This window comes from Jeotgalibacillus malaysiensis, from assembly GCF_044789845.1.
GTDB lineage: Bacteria > Bacillota > Bacilli > Bacillales > Jeotgalibacillaceae > Jeotgalibacillus > Jeotgalibacillus malaysiensis_A.
In genome coordinates this window covers 1127684-1145062 of record NZ_CP085252.1, presented here as the reverse complement: position 1 = coordinate 1145062, position 17379 = coordinate 1127684, and the positions used below count along the sequence as shown (strand labels likewise).

Sequence of the window (17379 nt, the reverse complement as noted above, 5' to 3'; positions counted from 1 at the left end):
CTGAATCATGTCATCTCCCCAACTTTTTGTATGCTATACTATAACACGTCTAATTTACTAAAAAAGGAGGTTCCTGGATCATATGCAATGGTTAAAAAGAAGATTTATCGGCGGCAGAATTTTAAAGACAGGTGTTGCAGTGTTTTTAACTGCGCTGATCTGTCAGCTGTTTAATCTGCCAGTTGTTTTTGCTGTCATTACAGCGATTGTAACGATTGAGCCGACAGCTGCCGATTCAATCAAAAAGGGAATAATCCGTTTCCCTGCATCTGCGATCGGGGCCTCCATTGCGATGCTCGCCACCTTCCTGCTCGGGGATACGGCGATTACATATACAATTTCGGCAGTGCTGACGATCTGGATCTGTTATAAACTGAAGCTTGATGCAGGAATGCTGGTTGCGACACTGACTGCGGTTGCGATGATTCCAGGGACAGAAGATCACTTTCTGCTTGAATTTGTTAAAAGACTTGGCACAACAGGAATCGGCATTTTAACTTCCACACTCGTTAACTTTTTACTGATGCCGCCAAAATATAAGGATCAGATCATTTCACTCATTTCTGATTCACAGGCTAAACTCACCCAGCTGCTTGCTGAAAGAATGAATGAGCTGCTGGATCAGAAAAACTCACCTATGAATCTTGAATCCGCATCCAACCAGCTGCGTACTCAGCTAGACCGGGCAGATATGTTCTGCAGATTTCAGCTTCAGGAATGGCACTATCATTCTTATAAACGGGAGGAAATGAACGAAATCCAGACGCTGCAAAAAAAGATTTACCTGCTGAGACAGCTGTCTTTTCATTTAGCAAATCTGATTTCACTGCCTTCAGATGATGCACCTGAATGGTCTGTTGAAGAAAAACAGGCAGTCCGCACACTCATTTCACAGCTGAACAACCGGATTATCAGAACCGGTGAACAGGAGCCGATGGATGCAGATGCACTTGCGCTGCTGCGGCATGAGCTCAAGGGTGAGACGGACGAAGAAGAGCTGCCTGATAAAAGTTATATTTATTTTGAATTATTAACGATTCATGCGCTGCTAAAAAAGCGCAGATCGTTTGTAAAGGTACCGAGTGCGAGGCCGGAGGAACTTTAATAGATGGACATGCGAAAAGCCGGGGAGCAAATCCCCGGCTTTTTTGGTTGGCTAAAACATGTTTCGGTGGTGAGTCAATAGTCCTGAAGTGTCGAAGTGTACCTGTTAAACGTCGAACATCACTACGTTAACAGCGAACACCGCGCATTTACTCTCGAACATGCCTACTCAAACGCCGAACACCAGCGAACGAGCGTCGAACCACCATCCCACACACAACGCACAATTACATCACATTAAAATATCTCGCATCAGGATGCGCAAACACAATCGCTGACACACTCGCTTCAGGCTCCATCATAAAGCCGTCTGTCAGCTGAACGCCGATTTCTTCAGGGCTGATCAGCTTGAAGAGCTTTTCCTGATCCTCAAGCTCAGGACATGCCGGATAACCGAATGAAAAACGCTGACCGTGGTATTTGGCACTGAAGCGTTCCTGCATCGTGAAGTCAACAGGGTCCGGGAAGCCCCAGCGATCTCTCATTTGCTGGTGCAGCAATTCTGCGAATCCTTCTGCTGTTTCAAGTGCGAGCGCCTGAAGTGCATGGCTTTCCAGGAACCTGCCTTCTTCTTTATATTGCTGCGCTTTTTCACGGATCCCTCTGCCGGCTGTGACAGTAAAGAATCCTACATAATCCATTACGCCGCTCTCTTTTGAACGGAGATAATCTGCAAGACAAAGGTATGGTGCTCTCGGCTGACGCGGAAATGTAAAACGTTCAATCTCCTGACCGGTTTCAGGGTGATAGATAATGACGTCATTCCCTTCACTTTGAGCCGGGAAGAATTGATAGACAGCAGCCGGGGTGATGAGTCCTTCCCGCTTCACATCTTCAATCAGGCGATCCACTGTTTCTTTTACCATCAGCGTCTTTTCATCTTTTTCTTCAAGCAATCTTGAGATTTTTCCTTTTACACCTAAGTGGTGACCAAGGAGCATCTGCATATTAATATACGCTTCAACGTGAGCGACTGAATAAGAGTTGATCACGTGACGTTTCGTATCGTTCGGTACAAATACTTGAGCTTCTGCCACAGGCGGCTTTTCAAGGACACTGACTGCTGCTTCCCTAGCCGGTCTTGGTTCCTGGGACTGAAGCTTTTCCTGCTTCGCAAAGATTTCCTCACTCAGTTTTGCACGCTCGAGCTCATCCTGCAGCTGGTTGGCCAGGCTCAGTCCATTCATTGCATCTTTTGCATACAGCACAAGTCCATCGTAATGATTGGAGATTTTTGTATCAACAAACTTACGGGACAGCGCTGCGCCTCCGACAAGGATTGGAACCTCAAGACCTTTTTCACGCATATCGCCTGCTGTGATCACCATTTGCTGTGCTGACTTAACGAGTAGTCCTGACAAACCGACGATATCCGGCTTTTCGCGCTCAATGGCTTCGATTAATTCAGGCGGTGTTACTTTAATGCCAAGGTCGACCACGTCATAGCCATTATTACTTAAAATAATCTCAACTAGGTTTTTACCGATATCATGCACGTCACCTTTTACAGTTGCAAGAATGACTTTCCCTTTAGATGATGATTCATCAGATGCCTCCATGTGCGGTTCTAGGAAGGCAACTGCTGCTTTCATGACTTCAGCACTCTGGAGTACTTCAGCTACAATCAGCTGATTGTCATTAAAGAGTCTGCCGACTTCCTTCATTCCTGTCATCAGAGGCCCGTTAATAATAGAAAGTGGCTCATCAAATTCCTTTAGTGCGAGGTCAAGGTCAGGCAGCAGCCCCTCTTTTGTACCTTCCACAACATAATAAGCAAGCCGCTCATCAAGCGTCATATCAGGCAGATCAGATAATGTCTCTTTCTTTTTGCCACGGTAGAATGCTGTGAATGCCGCAAGTGTTTCATCTGTTGTATCAAATAACAGCTTTTCAGCCATTTTTACTTCTTCAGGATCAATCGAAGCAAAACGCTCCAGCTTCTCTGTATTCACAATCGCATAATCTAGTCCTGCGAGTGTGCAGTGATACAGGTAGACTGCGTTTAACACTTCACGGCCAACCGGGGGAAGACCAAATGACACGTTACTGACACCGAGCACAGTCTGGGTTTCAGGAAAAGCTTCTTTGATCAGGCGGATTCCTTCAACTGTGGCATTAGCTGAACCGATATACTGTTCATCCCCTGTGCCAACCGGGAATACCAGAGGATCAAAAATAATATCAGTCGGGTCAACACCGTAATCTTCGGTCAGGATTTTGTAGGAACGTTCAGCAATTTCAAGCTTTCTTTCAGCTGAAACCCCCATCCCTTTTTCATCGATCGTGCCGACAACGAGTGCAGCGCCGTATTGTTTAGCAAGCGGCACTACTGCATCAAAGCGTTCAAGTCCATCTTCAAGATTAATTGAATTAATGATTGATTTCCCCTGTGAATAGCGCAGCGCTTTTTCAATGACCGCTTCATCTGTCGAATCAATGACAAGGGGCACTTTCACTTTCTTCACAACTTCCTGCATGAAGACTTCCATATCCGCTTCTTCTTCACGGTCAGGGTCAGCGAGACAGATATCAATGACATGAGCACCTTTTTTCACCTGTGCACGTGCGATTTCTGAGGCCTCTTCAATTTTCCCTTCTGCAATGAGGCGCTTGAATTTACGTGAACCGATGACATTTGTACGCTCACCAATCATCAGTGGACGCATCGATGGGTCATCATAGATTAATGGCTCAATACCTGATACAGTATGTTCTTTTTTAGGCTTGTGCGTTCGCGGCTCATATTTTTCCATCGCTTCAGCAATGGCTTTAATATGAGCAGGCGTTGTTCCACAGCAGCCGCCCACAATATTCAGCCAGCCTTTTTCAGCAAAGCCGCTCAACTTTTTAGCAAGTGTTTCAGGTGTTTCATGATAGATCCCTTCTTCATCAGGCAGTCCGGCATTCGGGTAACAGCTGACATATGACTGATTGATCTCTGAAAGTGAACGGATATGATCCTGCATGAATTCAGGGCCTGTTGCACAGTTCAATCCGACTGATACAGGGTTCATATGTTCAACGCTGATATAAAAAGAGTCGATCGTCTGACCAGCAAGTGTTGTACCCATCGGCTCAATCGTCCCTGAGATCATCAACGGCAATTCTTTGCCCGTTACCTTAAAGGCATCCTGAATTCCAAGAAATGCACTTTTCACATTTAATAAATCCTGACTTGTCTCAATCAGCAGGAGATCTGCTCCGCCGTCAATTAAGCCTCTTGCCTGTTCTGCATATGAATCTTTCAGCTGTTCAAATGTCGCCCCACCAGTAACACTTAACGTTTTAGTCGTAGGTCCCATTGAGCCTGCAACAAAACGCGGACGGTCTTCTGTTGACCATTTAGCTGCTGATTTTTTAGCGATTTCAGCACCAAGTCTTGAGAGCTCATAGGCTTCAGAAGCGATATCATATTCTTCAAGGACAACGCTCATACTGCCGAATGTGTTTGTTTCCACGATATCTGCGCCTGCTTCAAAATAGGCATCGTGGATTGTTTCAAGCAGGTCAGGACGCGTGCGGTTCAGGTTTTCATTACACCCTTCAAGGTCCTCACCGCCAAAATCTTCTGCTGTCAGATTAGCATCCTGAAGCATCGTACCCATTGCACCGTCCATAATCAGGATTCTTTTTTTAAGCTGTTCATTGAATAATGTGCGCACGTTGGTTTCCTCCTCGCTTTGCCGCCTGCTCATTGGCATAGCGTGTTAGTTCTGCTGTCATTTCATAGCGCATAAATGGCGTGATCAGATAGATGCCATTAAATAGATCAAGCGCCGTATCAATCAGTGACTTCGTAATCGCAAGCCCTTCCTGATATGATTTTTCACGGTCACCGGACACTGCTGCCATCCGGTCTCTTACCTGATCAGTTAATTTGATGCCCGGCACTTCATTATGAAGGAAGTCAGCATTTTTACTGCTTGTCAGCGGCATCAGGCCAATGTATACAGGTTTCCCCAGATCCTTTACTGCTTCAGCCGTCTGAATCAGCTTTTCCTCAGAGAATACCGGTTGACTCATAAAGTAATCCGCGCCTGCTGAGATCTTCTTTTCCAGACGCTGTACAGCCCTTTCTACACTCCTTACATTTGGGTTAAATGCAGCCCCGATTGTAAATGAAGCTTTTTCACCTAAATCTTTTCCTGACATTGACATGCCGTTATTCAACTGCTGAATCATTTCGATCAGCTCAAATGAGGATACGTCATAGACTGAAGCTGCGCCAGGGAAATCCCCAACCTTTGTCGGGTCCCCTGTAACAGCCAGAATGTCATGCAGACCCAGCGTGTGAAGTCCCATCAGGTGACTTTGAAGCCCGATCAGGTTACGGTCTCTGCACGTCAGGTGAACAAGCGGACGGACGCCCTGCTGTTTAATCAGATAGCCTAGTGACTCATTGGAGACACGCGGGCTTGCAAGTGAGTTATCAGCAAGTGTAACGGCATCCGCACCGGCCTCACTGAGTGCTTTTGCACCTTCTATAAATTTATCGGTATAGAGCTTTTTCGGAGGGTCCAGTTCAACAATGACTGATTTCCGCTCTCTTACAATATCAGTGAGCGGCTCAGGAAGGTCCTTCTGTCTTGAGCGCAGCACAATTTTTTCTGCCTTCTCCACTCTTTTCTCAGTAATCGGGGCAAGTCCTTTAAGCGCCTGACTGAATGCTCTTACATGGTCCGGTGTCGTTCCGCAGCATCCTCCAAGGAGCCTGACTCCCTGCTCTCTGAATGCAGGTGCAACCTCTCCAAAATACTCAGCATTGTTACTGTACTGAAGTGAGCCTTCTGAGTAAGATGGCAGACTCGCATTTGGATAACAGGATAAATAAGCCTTCTCAGGAAGAGGTACCTGTTCAAGAGACTTAATCATGTGGAAAGGGCCTTGTCTGCAATTAAGTCCGACTACATCAGCTCCAAGCTGTTCAAGCTCAAGCAGTGCTTCAGCAACCGGTTTACCATTTTGCATCACATCAGGCTCCTGAACTGAAATATGCGCAATAATCGGCAGGTCCGTTTCTTTTCTGGCGATTTCAATGACCGCCGCCAGCTCTTCAAAATCGTAATACGTTTCAAATAACAACCCGTCTACTCCTTCTAACAGTAAACAGTAGAGCTGTTCTCTAAATGTCCGCTTGATTTCATTCAGGTCAATGGATTGCGGACGAAAGCTTCTGATCCCGCCGATTGTACCGAGAATGAAAGTATTGTCTTTCGCCGCAGCTTTAGCATTTTTGACAGCAGCAGTATTAATTTCTTTTACCTTTTCCTCAAGTCCGTAGCGCTCAAGCTTATGATAATTCGCTCCGTAGGTATTCGTCTGTATTACATCAGCACCTGCATCGATGTATGCCTGGTGAATCTGCTGAATATGTTCTGCATGTGACAGATTTAACTCTTCAAAGCACTGATCTGAACCATATGAATACAGGAGGGTTCCCATCGCACCATCACCAATCAGAATTCTTTGTTTCATTTCTTCGAGTAAGTTCATTTTTTCACCCTTCCTGATGTATCGAAATGCGGAAGGCGCTTGGTCAGCTCCGACAGGCATAAGACGCGGAGCGGAAAACGGGTGAACTTCCCCGTTTACCGATGCGTGGCTTATGACCCGAGGAGCTAGCGCCTGTAGCTGGACAACAAAAAAGCCTTCTATCAGCATAGATAAGAAGGCTTTAGACTACTAAGCTTCTTATCTTCCCTGCATGATTGCAGGATGGATTTAGCACCTTTTCACATATGTGTAGGTTGCTGAGGTTTCAACGGGCCTGTTCCCTCCGCCTCTCTTGATAAGAATCCACGCTATTCAATTAATTATGACAACTTTACAAGAAAGAAGGCTGTTATGTCAATAGGAGTAGTGATTAAAATACATTTAGGTAGATGATTTGGTATAAAAAAGAGGCTGAACATAATTGTTCGAGCCTTCTTAATCGTTTCGCTGCGCTTCAGGCGGACGCTTTCCGCGGCCGGTCCGGTGAGCCTCCTCAATGCTTCGCATTTCCGGGGTCTCACCAGGACCTTCCTGTCGCAGGAGTCGCCGCCTTACGCTCCACTACACTTAAGTTGTTAAAAAATATGATAGAGTTTCTTCTTTAATTCCCGGAAAAGGATTTAATCTAATGATGTAATCCCAGGCAGTCTCCATTCAACTTCTTCTTCACCGATTGTGCCGAAAAGTTTGAATGCAGTTGCTGCTGCTGATTCATATTGTAATGAGCCTTCAGCTGATTCTCCTGCAGCGATTGTCCATTCAGATACATCGCCATAAGCCGTTTTTTCTTCATCTGTCAGGTCAGTCAGTGTAAAGTCTTCTGACGATAAAGATACCTCTTCTTCACCGTTGTTTGTTACAGTCATTTTGATTTCATAAACACGATTTGTGTCATCGAGCTGTTCAGCAACACCTGTATCAGTAACAGTTACTGTCAGGTCACCTGATATTACCTCATCCCCAACGAGATAAAGCTCCGGTTCAGTGCTTTCTCCTTCAGCTGCTTCTTCCGTTTCTGTTGACGACTCTTCTGTTTCTTCTGCAGCTTCTTCTGTTGTCGCTTCTTCAGTTTCTGCAGGCTCTGACGAATCATCTGAGCAGGCTGCAAGCATAAGTGCCGCTGCCATTGCAGATACTAACCAAAATTTCTTCATATGGAAAACCCTCCTGAATATGTATGTAGGACTCCAGTATGATTCGTATATCGAAATAAATCAACCAATTACCTTTAAAAGGAAATAAGTTGTAATCTTCTCTATCTTCGCAATATTTTGTTAGAATGCATGTAAAGGAGAGATGAAGCATGTGCGGACGATTTTCTTTAGTAGAAGCAATGTATGATTTGCAGCAGTATTATCAGTTTGAAATGAGAGAGGATTTTCTCTACTCACCTAATCGGAATCTGTCACCGAGTCAGCAGGCTGCAGCGGTTGTGCAGTTAAACGGAAAATGTTATCCCGCCTCGTTCAGATGGGGACTCATTCCCCCTTTCGCAAAAGATGAAAAGATCGGTTATAAAACGTTTAATGCAAGATCTGAAACGGTTGCTGAGAAGCCAAGCTTTCGAAAAGCATTTGAATCAAAAAGGTGCCTGATTCCGGCAACATCATTTTACGAATGGAAAAAATCAGAAAAAGAAAAGCAGCCTTTTGAGATCAAAAGGCGTGATGGGGATCCGATCACATTTGCCGGTCTTTGGGAATCATGGCGCTATGACGATCAAATCATCAGAAGCTGTACGATTATAACGACTGAACCGAATGATCTGATGGCTGATATTCATAATAGAATGCCTGTGATTTTGGAGCGGAACAACTTTGATCAGTGGCTCAACCCTGAAGAAGATAAGGGTTCTCTAAAAAAACTGCTGAAGCCTTGTAAAAGTGAACTACTGACAGCAGAAGTAATATCAGGAGAAAGATTTAAAAGATCCGGAACCTCATAGGAGAGATTCCGGATCTTTTTAGTTAATCATCAGACACCCTGCTTCTCAAAACGATGAAGCTTTCGGTTTTCCCCGATCACAATGAGCACATCTTCTTTTTCAATACGGTCATCACCGCTTGGCGATACAATCATGTCATGGTTTCTATAGATCCCGACGATGTTGCAGCCGAAGCGGTTTCTCACATTTAACGCGGCAATTGTTTTACCGATAATTTTGGGCGTTGCTTTTATTTCAACCATTGAATGCTCTTCAGTCAGCTCGACGTAATCTATAAAATGTTTGGATGCCAGTCTGTGGGCAATCCGGCGCGCCATATCCTTTTCAGGACGGATCACGCGTGTTGCACCAATTTTCTCAAGTACTTTCTGATGATAAAGACTGGAGGCTTTTACCCAGATTTCCTTGACATTAAGGTCAGTTAAAATAATTGTCGTTAAAATGCTTGCCTCTATATTTTCACCGAATGATACGACAACGAGATCAAAGTTTCTGATTCCAGCCTGAATCAGTAGCTGTTCATCCTGTGCATCTCCCTGGATGACATGTGTGGCAATATCAAAGTATTTGTCTACTAACTCTGCATTGCGGTCCATCGCAAACACTTCTGCACCGATTTCGTGGAATTCCTCAACCAGATGTCCACCAAAACTGCCCAGTCCGAGTACTGCAAATTGTTTGTTCATGTCAATCCTTCTTTCTCCTTCACGTACTTTCAGTAAAGAATCCGGGAAAGTTTATCCTCAAGATTATTAATGAAAGTAAGCTTTTGCATCATTTTAATCTGATGAAGATATGGTGCATGCTCTGGCTTAACACCTGTAATTGTACAATCTGTTCCAAATAGTGAAAAGCTTTTAATCATTTTTATTAATTCATTCACACCGGTATCTTCGATTAATCCTACTGATTGAAGATCAATGATAACTTCATCAATATCGTTTGCATAGAGATTTTCTAAAATCCGTTCCTGATTATTGTGAATGAGCGTGACATTTAAATCTCCAACAATCGGAATCAAAACGATTTCATCAGTCAGATGAATCGCTGCGGTACTTAATTCACTAATTCGCATAAATGATTTTTCCAGCTCATTCTTTTTTAAAATCAGTTCCATGTCACTTTCCTCAAGACGGCGTTGATGCTCTTTTACTTTATTCATCAGTTGAACGATCAGATGATCTTCCTGTTGAAGAACTAAAGCTGCCTGCTCTTTATCCCATTCTATTAAAATGGTAAAAAGTGAAATTGTTCCTTCCGCCGTGACCAAGTTTAATTCTAACTTTTCTACATGCTTATCCTGTATAAATCTAACGGCTTTTCCCCGGCTTTCCTCATCAACCCAGTCAAGGAATGAAGGGGCTTTTCCAAGCAGTTTCAGTGCTTTGACTGAAGCTTCTTTTATGTTTAATTTATGATCAATGATCACCACAGGCATTGGCATGGCATCAAGATGGATCAATGTTTATTTTCCTCCTTTAGCGCGATCAGATAACCATGTAGTCAGCTCGCTTCCTTCCTGGATGATCGTTACTTTGGAGTCGTCAGCTTTATCTAACAGACGATCCGGTAATGTAAGAAAACGGCCGCCGATTAGCAGCTCTGTATTTTCAAAACGCTCCATCAGTCTTTGAATATATGAGGGAACTCTTTCACCCTGCTTAAGCATACTTGCTGACATTCCAATCACATCCGGCTCCCAGTGCACTGCCATTGTTAACACAAACTCTACTGGCAGGTTTGCACCCATCAGCCGGACTTCATAGCCTTTTTCCTCAAAGATCTGGGCAATCATCCGAATGCCAAGGTCATGCTCCTCTTTTTCTACACAGAAAAATAAAGCTCTTCCTTGATCCTGTTCTTTATTTTTAATTCTCGGTAAAAGAATTTCGTGCTTATAACGTGCCAGTGTAAAGTCGCAGGTCGTTGTTGCAAGGTGCTCGTCTGCAACTGAAATCTCGTTCTCCTGCCACTTCTGACCAATTTCCACCATTGCAGGTGTTAATAATTTATAAAATATATCTTCCGAAGAAGTACCTTTTTCGACCTCGCGTATCACATATTCCCATGCCCTATCCTGATCTCCATCAAGCAGTACATGCGTGAAATCTGTTACGGTTTCCATTATATGATCACTCCTCATATTTTCGAGTGTCTAACTTATTTACAGATTCTCGTTGTTCTGCTATTGAAAGTCAACTGTTCCACTTTCAGGGATCAGACAGACTGCCACTCACCGCGGTACATCGTTACTTCTTCAGGCTCTACCCCGAGTTCTTTTGTATATCGCTTAATTTTCTTCACTTCCCCTGGTGTAACGAACGAAAGTACTGTTCCTTTTGCTCCTGCACGGCCAGTTCTGCCTGAGCGGTGGATGTATTGATCAAGTGATTCAGCAACATCCATATGAATCACATAAGTAACTTCTTCAATATCAAGCCCTCTCGTTGCAAGATCCGTCGCCAGCAGAAGCGGAAGCTCACCTTTACGGAACTTCCTCATAGCAGCAGCTCTTTCCTCTTTCGTTAAATCACTATGCAATACAGCGATCTCAAGGTTTTTATAATTGAGCTTTTCAGCTGCTGTCATGACATCAAGCACTTCCTGCATAAATGCCAGTGACTTTTCCTGTTTCATGGAATCCATCCGGACCATTCTTCTGATCATATCGATCTTTTCACGATTTTCACAGATCATATACTGATGGCGCACATCACCCTGCTGAATTTCTTCACGTCCGACTTTCACAATTTCAGGGGACTTCATGATCCCTTTGCCGTCTTCAATTACTTCTTCCGGTAAAGTCGCAGAGAACATCGCCATTTGTCTTTGATCTGCAAGTGTACTCTTGATAATCTGACCAATTGACTCTATATGCTCCGGTAAAAGAAGCTGATCTGCTTCATCTAGAATGACTGTTTTGATCTCATGCGTCTTCAGCTTTTTCTGTTTAATCAGCTCAAGAATACGTCCTGGTGTACCGACGATCACATGAGGCTGCTTTTTTAACTTTTCAAGCTGTCTTTTAGGGTTTGCGCCACCGATGATCGAGGCAGATTTCATACCTGCATCCTTCCCCCACTGCTGAAGGACATCAAAAATCTGCATCGACAGCTCTTTAGACGGGGCAAGAATTAAAGCCTGCGGAAGCTTTTGCTCAGCATGAAGATTTTCAATCAGAGGAAGTACATAAGAAAGTGTTTTCCCTGTACCTGTAGGTGATTCAGCAATGACATCTTTTCCTTCGATCATCAGAGGAATTACCTTTTCCTGTACCGCTGTCATTTTCACAAATCCTGTTTCATTCCATTTTGTAAGTGTTTTTTCAAGCATCTTTTCCACTCTCCGTTCATCTCATTGCTTATTATTGTACCATTTTCATTGAATTTACGCAGGAATAGAAAAAGAGACCGGATCATTATTATCCAGGTCTCCTTATTTGCATTAACTGAGCAGCTGTTCTTTCAGCTGGCTTTTCTGCAGGTCTGCATAAAACCCGTTTTGCTTTAGAAGGTCCTCGTGATTTCCTTTTTCAATCAGCTGACCATTATTAAGCACCAGAATCTGATCAGCGCTTTGGATCGTGTTCAGTCTGTGTGCAATGACAAAGCTCGTTCTGCCCTTCATCAGCACCTCCAGCGCTTCCTGAATCTTGATTTCTGTTACGGTATCAATGCTTGAAGTCGCTTCATCAAGAATTAACAGATCGGGATCCGCAAGCATGGCTCTTGCGATTGCAAGCAGCTGCCGCTGCCCCTGACTGATTCCTTCACCGTCTGCCTTAAGCACTGTATCATAGCCGTCAGGCATCTTTTTAATAAAGCCGTCTGCGTTCGCCATGGCTGCAGCTTTTTCAACCTCCTGATCTGAAGCATTCAGCTTTCCGTAACGGATATTTTCACGGATTGTCCCCTGAAATATAATTGAATCCTGAAGAACAAAAGCCATGTGACTTCTCAGACTTGACCTTCTGATCTCAGTTATGTCTATCCCATCGATCAGTACCCTTCCACCGGTCGGATTATAAAAGCGAGATAAAAGATTAATAACGGTCGTTTTCCCGGCACCTGTAGGACCGACCAGTGCAATCGTTTCACCGGGTGAGGCTTTAAATGAGATGCCCTTTAAAATTGGCTCATCCTCTTCATAAGAGAAAGCGACGTTTTCAAACGCAACGTGTCCCTCAAGCTTCTTTAGGTCACGGGCATTCTTTTCATCTTTCCTCTCTTCACTTTCATTCATAATGTCAAATACCCGCTCAGCTCCTGCAACTGCAGATAATAACGTATTAAACTGGTTAGCTAGATCATTCAGCGGCCTTGTGAACTGTCTCGAATACTCTACGAAGATCACAATCACCCCGATTGTAATATAACCATTTAACGCAAGTACCCCGCCAATCAGCGCGATCACAGCAAAGCTCAGGTTATTCAGGAAGTTCATCAGCTTCGGGATAAAACCTGAAAATGTCTGTGCCCAGAAACCCGCAAGCCTCAGCTTTTCATTTTTCTCTTCAAACTGATGAATCACACGTTCTTCTTGTGAAAAAGTTTTAATGATTCTCTGACCTGACAGCGTTTCCTGAATGTACCCATTTATTTCACCCAGGTTGCGCTGCTGTTCTTTAAACAGTCTGCCCGTTCTTTTTGTAATCCATTTCAGTCCAAAAACCATGGCTGGTATCACGAGAACGGTAATTAGTGTAAGCAGCGGACTCAGATAAAGCATCACCCCAACTGTTCCGACCAGAGTCAGGACACTTGAGACGATCTGAATCACTGAACTGTTCAGTGTTGAACTGACGTTTTCCATATCATTTGTTACACGGCTCATTAATTCGCCATGCTGCCTTTTATCAAAAAAAGGAATCGGCAGCTTTTGAAGGTGATTAAAAAGCTGCGTTCTCATTGTAAATACGGTTTGCTGCGCAATTCTGACCATCCACATCGCCTGAAACCACATAGACAAAGAATAAACGATGTATACCGCTCCCAGCACCCAGATCAGCTGCAGCAGCCCGTCCGTATCTCCTGAGACGATGTAATCATCAATGGCCATCCCGACCAGAAAAGGACCAAGAAGCGCCATTGCAGAACTGATCAGTACCATCAGAAGCACAAGATAAAGCTTTACTTTATTCATCGCTAGATAATGCCAGATCTTCTTCACTGTCCCTGTAAAGTCATCCGCTTTACGTTTTTTTGCCCCTGCTCCGGCTTCTTCAATTTCCTCCAGGGATCTCCTTTTATATTGAAAAGGACGTCTGATTTCATTCAGCATATGGCAATGCCTCCCTTCCCGCCTGAGATTCCACAATTTTTCTGTAAAGCTCAGAGGTTTTCACAAGCTCGTCATGATGACCTTCATCAAGCAGCTTTCCATCTTCGATCAGCAGAATTCTGTCTGATGCCATCGTCGTACTGATCTTTTGTGTAATCATAATCGTCGTGCAGGACAGCTCTTCAAGCGCCTGCAGCAGCCTTGCCTCTGTCTTCATATCAAGTGCACTCGTACTGTCATCCAGTAATAAAATGACAGGCTTTTTCACGAGCGCACGTGCAATAGACAATCGCTGTTTCTGTCCGCCTGAAAGGTTCACACCCTTTTGACCGAGAATGGTGTCATACTGCTTTGGCAGGCTCATCACAGTATCGTGAATCTGAGCGCGCCTTGCTGCTTCCTGTACTTCTTCAAAAGTGGCATGTTCATTTCCCCACTTAATATTTTCCTGAATCGTGCCGGTAAAGAGCATTGCTTCCTGCGGAACAAAACCAATCTGATTTCTCAGGTTTTTTAACGTCATTTCGCTGATCGGGTGTCCATCAATTCTGATCGTTCCTTCATTGACGTCATATAATCGTGGAATCAGCTGAAAGATCGTTGATTTACCTGCACCTGTTCCTCCAAGCACCGATACTCTTTCACCAGCTTTCACTGTAAATGACAAATCATCAATTACTTTCATAGAAGTCTCCGGATATGTAAAACTCACATGTTCAAATGAGACTTCACCTTTTTTGATTGTAAATTTTTTGCTTGATACATGATCATAAAGGTCGATATCTGTGTTCAGTACATCACTGATTCTGGTGCTTGAAGCCTTTGCACGAGAGAAAACCATGATAATCATTGTGACAATTGAAAGTGCGCCAGTCATTCTGGTTGCATAGTTCACAATCGCCACTACTTCCCCGACACTCGCTCCTCCTGTATTCACTTCCACGGTTCCAAACCAGAGAATCACGAGTATACTGATATTCATTAAAAGCAGAATCACTGGCATGGTAACCTCAATCAGACGGAGTGCTGACACCGTCTTGTCCATCAGCTGCTCACTGGATTGACGGAACCGCTTCATTTCATGCTTCCCTCTTAAGAAAGCTTTTATTAGGCGGATCCCGATCAGGTTTTCCTGCATCACGTTATTCACATGATCCAGACGTTCCTGAACAGACTTAAACAAATTTCCCGCCTTACTCATAATGATAATTAAAAATAAGATAAGGACCGGAACCGAGATAACAAGCACCAGTGCGAGCATCGGATTAACAAGCAGCGCCATAATGACACTCCCGATCACGAGCAGCGGTGCACGCATCATAATTCTCAGACTCATAAACACTGTATTCTGGAGCATCGTGACATCATTTGTCAGTCTTGTGATGAGCGAAGATGTTGGAAATACACTAAAATTTGAAAAAGAGAAATCCTGCACTTTTTTATACAGTGCTTCCCTGATATCAAAGCCGAAGCTCTGGCTGACGTGAGAAGAGTAAAAGGAGTTCGTCACCCCTGCTGCAAATGCTGCAAGTGAACACCCGATAAGGATCGCTCCCCACATCATTACAGCAGACAAATCATTTTGAAGAATCCCCTGGTCAATAATATAAGAAATAATTAAAGGCTGAACCAGCTCAACGGCAAGCTCAGTCAGCATAAGTAAAAGTGCAATGATGATAGCGATTTTGTATGGTGTTAAAAATGAAGTGATCTTTGTCATACGCATTCTTCCTTCCAGACCATTTGAGACTCGAAATACCTATACGTACTGTACCATAATTTTGCCACTTTTCAGAGAGTTTTAGCTGAGTGAGGAAGTTAATTGAATCAGCAGTCGGGTTTATAGAGTCACCGCGCCAGATGTTTGATACACCGCATAACATGATTGCATCATCTATTCCCTATTGAAGGGGAATTGAATCACCGGTCAAGATGATTGGCTCGTGCCTATGGTTAATTAATTCAGCTTAGCGGTTAATTGAACTTGTGATCTACAACTGTATATATAAAAAAGCCAGGCTCATGAGCCTGACTCTTTTGTTTCACCAGTATCCGGTTCTTTTATTTCCACTGTCTCTTCAGCTACCCATTTCTTTTGATAAAAGCGGACTTTGACGAGATCACGGGTCTTCTTTTTCGTAAGGACGTATAGGGTGTCGCCTTCTTTTAGTTTGGTGACGCCCGTTGGTGTAAGAATTTTTTCGTTCCGGATAACCGCCGTAATAAGTGTATATTTTGGCAATGTGATTTCTGATAAGCTCCTGCCAGCTACAGCTGCATCATCCGGAATCGTCAGCTCGACCATTTCAGATTCTGTTTTTCCAAGGGCAATCAGCTCAAGACTGTAAGGACTCTGCAACTTCCCTTCACCTGAGAGACCCAGCTTATTACCAAGCCATGACAGTGTTCCGCCCTGGATCAGTGCAGAAGTAAGCACAACGAAGAATACTGTATTGAAGATCAGCATGGCATTTTCCACACCCGCAACAATCGGATATGTTGCCAATACGATCGGTACTGCCCCTTTTAATCCGGCCCATGAAATGAAAAGTTTTTCTTTTACATTATATTTCATTCCAATCATACTAAGGAATACGCCAACAGGCCGCGCAATCAGCATCAGAATAACTGATAGCAGGATTCCCTGCCAAATCACATCAATCAACTGATTTGGAAAAACGAGCAGTCCTAGCATGATGAACATTACAATCTGCATCATCCATGCAAAGCCTTCATTAAATCTTAAGATTGAATGACGGTAAGGTATTTCATAATTCCCGACTACTACTGCCATCACATAAACTGCAAGTAGTCCGCTTCCATTTATAAAAGTAGTTCCAGCATATGTAAATATTGCAAAAGATAATGCCAGCACAGGGTATAAACCTGATGCATCAAGATTAATTCTCGTGATCACAAACACGGTGAATCTCCCGAGAATAAGACCCGCAACAAGTCCAACTGACATCTGAATCAGGAACGTTGAAAACATAGACCAGAAACCTGTATCAGGCACCTGAATTAATTCAATAAACATCACTGTCAGAAAAACAGCCATTGGATCGTTTGTACCGGATTCCGCTTCAAGCGTTGAAGTCAGCTTCGCTTTTATGTTTTTAGTACCAAGTACAGAAAATACTGCTGCTGCATCTGTTGAACCGACAATGGCACCGAGCAGTAAACCTTCCAGCCACGACAGATCAAGTATCCATACCGCTGCTACACCTACAATTCCGGAAGTAATCAGCACTCCGGCAGTAGCAAGTGAAGTCGATGCACCGACAACCGGTCTGATACTCTGCCAGCTGGTTTGTGTACCACCCTCAAATAAGATAATAATAAGTGCTAATATCCCAACAAGCTGAACAAATTCGGTATTTTCAAAGAAGATAAATTCACTGAGAAGCATACCAGCAATTAAGAAGAGAACCAGAGAGGGCATACCCAGACGTGAAGAAAACTTCGTAGCGGCAACCCCGATAATCAGCATGGCAGCCATTAGAAAAATTAAACCATCTACCGTAAAATCCACGTACTCACTCCTTTAAATCGTGCAA

The 17379-nt window shown here is 43.8% G+C and carries 12 protein-coding genes and 1 riboswitch; of the genes, 2 read left to right on the top strand and 10 right to left on the bottom strand.

Going from position 1 to position 17379, the window contains the following annotated elements:
• Nucleotides 1-82: 82 nt before the first annotated feature.
• Nucleotides 83-1105 carry an aromatic acid exporter family protein gene (locus tag LG330_RS06310; protein WP_404408332.1) on the top strand — a complete coding sequence of 341 codons (1023 nt, stop codon included), beginning with the start codon at nucleotides 83-85 and terminating at the stop codon, nucleotides 1103-1105.
• 226 nt (nucleotides 1106-1331) lie between these two features.
• Here the strand turns inward: LG330_RS06310 and metH are convergent, their stop codons facing one another.
• The 3 genes from metH to LG330_RS06295 all read right to left on the bottom strand — a co-directional run bounded on the left by metH (nucleotide 1332) and on the right by LG330_RS06295 (nucleotide 7751).
• Nucleotides 1332-4799 (bottom strand): methionine synthase, encoded by a 3468-nt coding sequence (metH, locus tag LG330_RS06305; RefSeq protein ID WP_404409526.1) that lies wholly within the window; start codon nucleotides 4797-4799, stop codon nucleotides 1332-1334.
• Nucleotides 4747-6597 (bottom strand): bifunctional homocysteine S-methyltransferase/methylenetetrahydrofolate reductase, encoded by a 1851-nt coding sequence (locus LG330_RS06300; protein WP_404408330.1) that lies wholly within the window; start codon nucleotides 6595-6597, stop codon nucleotides 4747-4749. The genes metH and LG330_RS06300 overlap by 53 nt, the downstream gene beginning before the upstream one ends.
• Nucleotides 6598-6792: 195 nt before the next feature.
• A riboswitch (SAM riboswitch) is annotated at nucleotides 6793-6899 on the bottom strand.
• Nucleotides 6900-7217: 318 nt separating this feature from the next.
• Nucleotides 7218-7751, bottom strand: a complete 534-nt coding sequence (locus LG330_RS06295) for a DUF4352 domain-containing protein (RefSeq protein ID WP_404408328.1) — start codon at nucleotides 7749-7751, stop codon at nucleotides 7218-7220.
• A gap of 149 nt (nucleotides 7752-7900) precedes the next feature.
• On the opposite strand from LG330_RS06295, the gene LG330_RS06290 reads away from it, so the two are divergent.
• Nucleotides 7901-8542, top strand: a complete 642-nt coding sequence (locus LG330_RS06290; protein ID WP_404408326.1) for an SOS response-associated peptidase — start codon at nucleotides 7901-7903, stop codon at nucleotides 8540-8542.
• Nucleotides 8543-8571: 29 nt separating this feature from the next.
• Here LG330_RS06290 and LG330_RS06285 read toward each other — a convergent pair whose 3' ends face one another.
• From LG330_RS06285 to LG330_RS06255, 7 genes are all read right to left on the bottom strand, one after another.
• On the bottom strand, nucleotides 8572-9228 hold the full coding sequence (locus LG330_RS06285) for a potassium channel family protein (RefSeq protein WP_404408324.1): 657 nt from the start codon (nucleotides 9226-9228) through the stop codon (nucleotides 8572-8574).
• A 29-nt stretch (nucleotides 9229-9257) separates the two neighbouring features.
• Complete coding sequence (locus tag LG330_RS06280) at nucleotides 9258-10004, bottom strand: STAS domain-containing protein (RefSeq protein ID WP_404408322.1); 747 nt, start codon at nucleotides 10002-10004, stop codon at nucleotides 9258-9260.
• Between the two features lie 3 nt (nucleotides 10005-10007).
• Nucleotides 10008-10667, bottom strand: a complete 660-nt coding sequence (locus tag LG330_RS06275) for a B12-binding domain-containing protein (RefSeq protein ID WP_404408320.1) — start codon at nucleotides 10665-10667, stop codon at nucleotides 10008-10010.
• Between the two features lie 92 nt (nucleotides 10668-10759).
• Nucleotides 10760-11875: a DEAD/DEAH box helicase gene (locus LG330_RS06270; RefSeq protein WP_404408319.1), complete on the bottom strand. Its 1116-nt coding sequence runs from the start codon at nucleotides 11873-11875 to the stop codon at nucleotides 10760-10762.
• Between the two features lie 111 nt (nucleotides 11876-11986).
• On the bottom strand, nucleotides 11987-13822 hold the full coding sequence (locus tag LG330_RS06265; protein ID WP_404408317.1) for an ABC transporter ATP-binding protein: 1836 nt from the start codon (nucleotides 13820-13822) through the stop codon (nucleotides 11987-11989).
• Nucleotides 13812-15542: an ABC transporter ATP-binding protein gene (locus LG330_RS06260; RefSeq protein WP_404408315.1), complete on the bottom strand. Its 1731-nt coding sequence runs from the start codon at nucleotides 15540-15542 to the stop codon at nucleotides 13812-13814. Before LG330_RS06260 ends, LG330_RS06265 begins: the two co-directional genes overlap by 11 nt.
• 300 nt (nucleotides 15543-15842) lie before the next feature.
• Nucleotides 15843-17354 carry a potassium/proton antiporter gene (locus LG330_RS06255; protein WP_404408313.1) on the bottom strand — a complete coding sequence of 504 codons (1512 nt, stop codon included), beginning with the start codon at nucleotides 17352-17354 and terminating at the stop codon, nucleotides 15843-15845.
• Between the last annotated feature and the right edge of the window lie 25 nt (nucleotides 17355-17379).

Bases quoted from the DNA above. Each gene is read 5' to 3' on its own strand.
- metH (WP_404409526.1), bottom strand. From the start codon at position 4,799: ATGAGCAGGCGGCAAAGCGAGGAGGAAACCAACGTGCGCACATTATTC.
- LG330_RS06310 (WP_404408332.1), top strand. From the start codon at position 83: ATGCAATGGTTAAAAAGAAGATTTATCGGCGGCAGAATTTTAAAGACA.
- LG330_RS06285 (WP_404408324.1), bottom strand. From the start codon at position 9,228: ATGAACAAACAATTTGCAGTACTCGGACTGGGCAGTTTTGGTGGACAT.
- LG330_RS06275 (WP_404408320.1), bottom strand. From the start codon at position 10,667: ATGGAAACCGTAACAGATTTCACGCATGTACTGCTTGATGGAGATCAG.
- LG330_RS06290 (WP_404408326.1), top strand. From the start codon at position 7,901: ATGTGCGGACGATTTTCTTTAGTAGAAGCAATGTATGATTTGCAGCAG.
- LG330_RS06265 (WP_404408317.1), bottom strand. From the start codon at position 13,822: ATGCTGAATGAAATCAGACGTCCTTTTCAATATAAAAGGAGATCCCTG.
- LG330_RS06260 (WP_404408315.1), bottom strand. From the start codon at position 15,542: ATGACAAAGATCACTTCATTTTTAACACCATACAAAATCGCTATCATC.
- LG330_RS06270 (WP_404408319.1), bottom strand. From the start codon at position 11,875: ATGCTTGAAAAAACACTTACAAAATGGAATGAAACAGGATTTGTGAAA.
- LG330_RS06295 (WP_404408328.1), bottom strand. From the start codon at position 7,751: ATGAAGAAATTTTGGTTAGTATCTGCAATGGCAGCGGCACTTATGCTT.
- LG330_RS06300 (WP_404408330.1), bottom strand. From the start codon at position 6,597: ATGAACTTACTCGAAGAAATGAAACAAAGAATTCTGATTGGTGATGGT.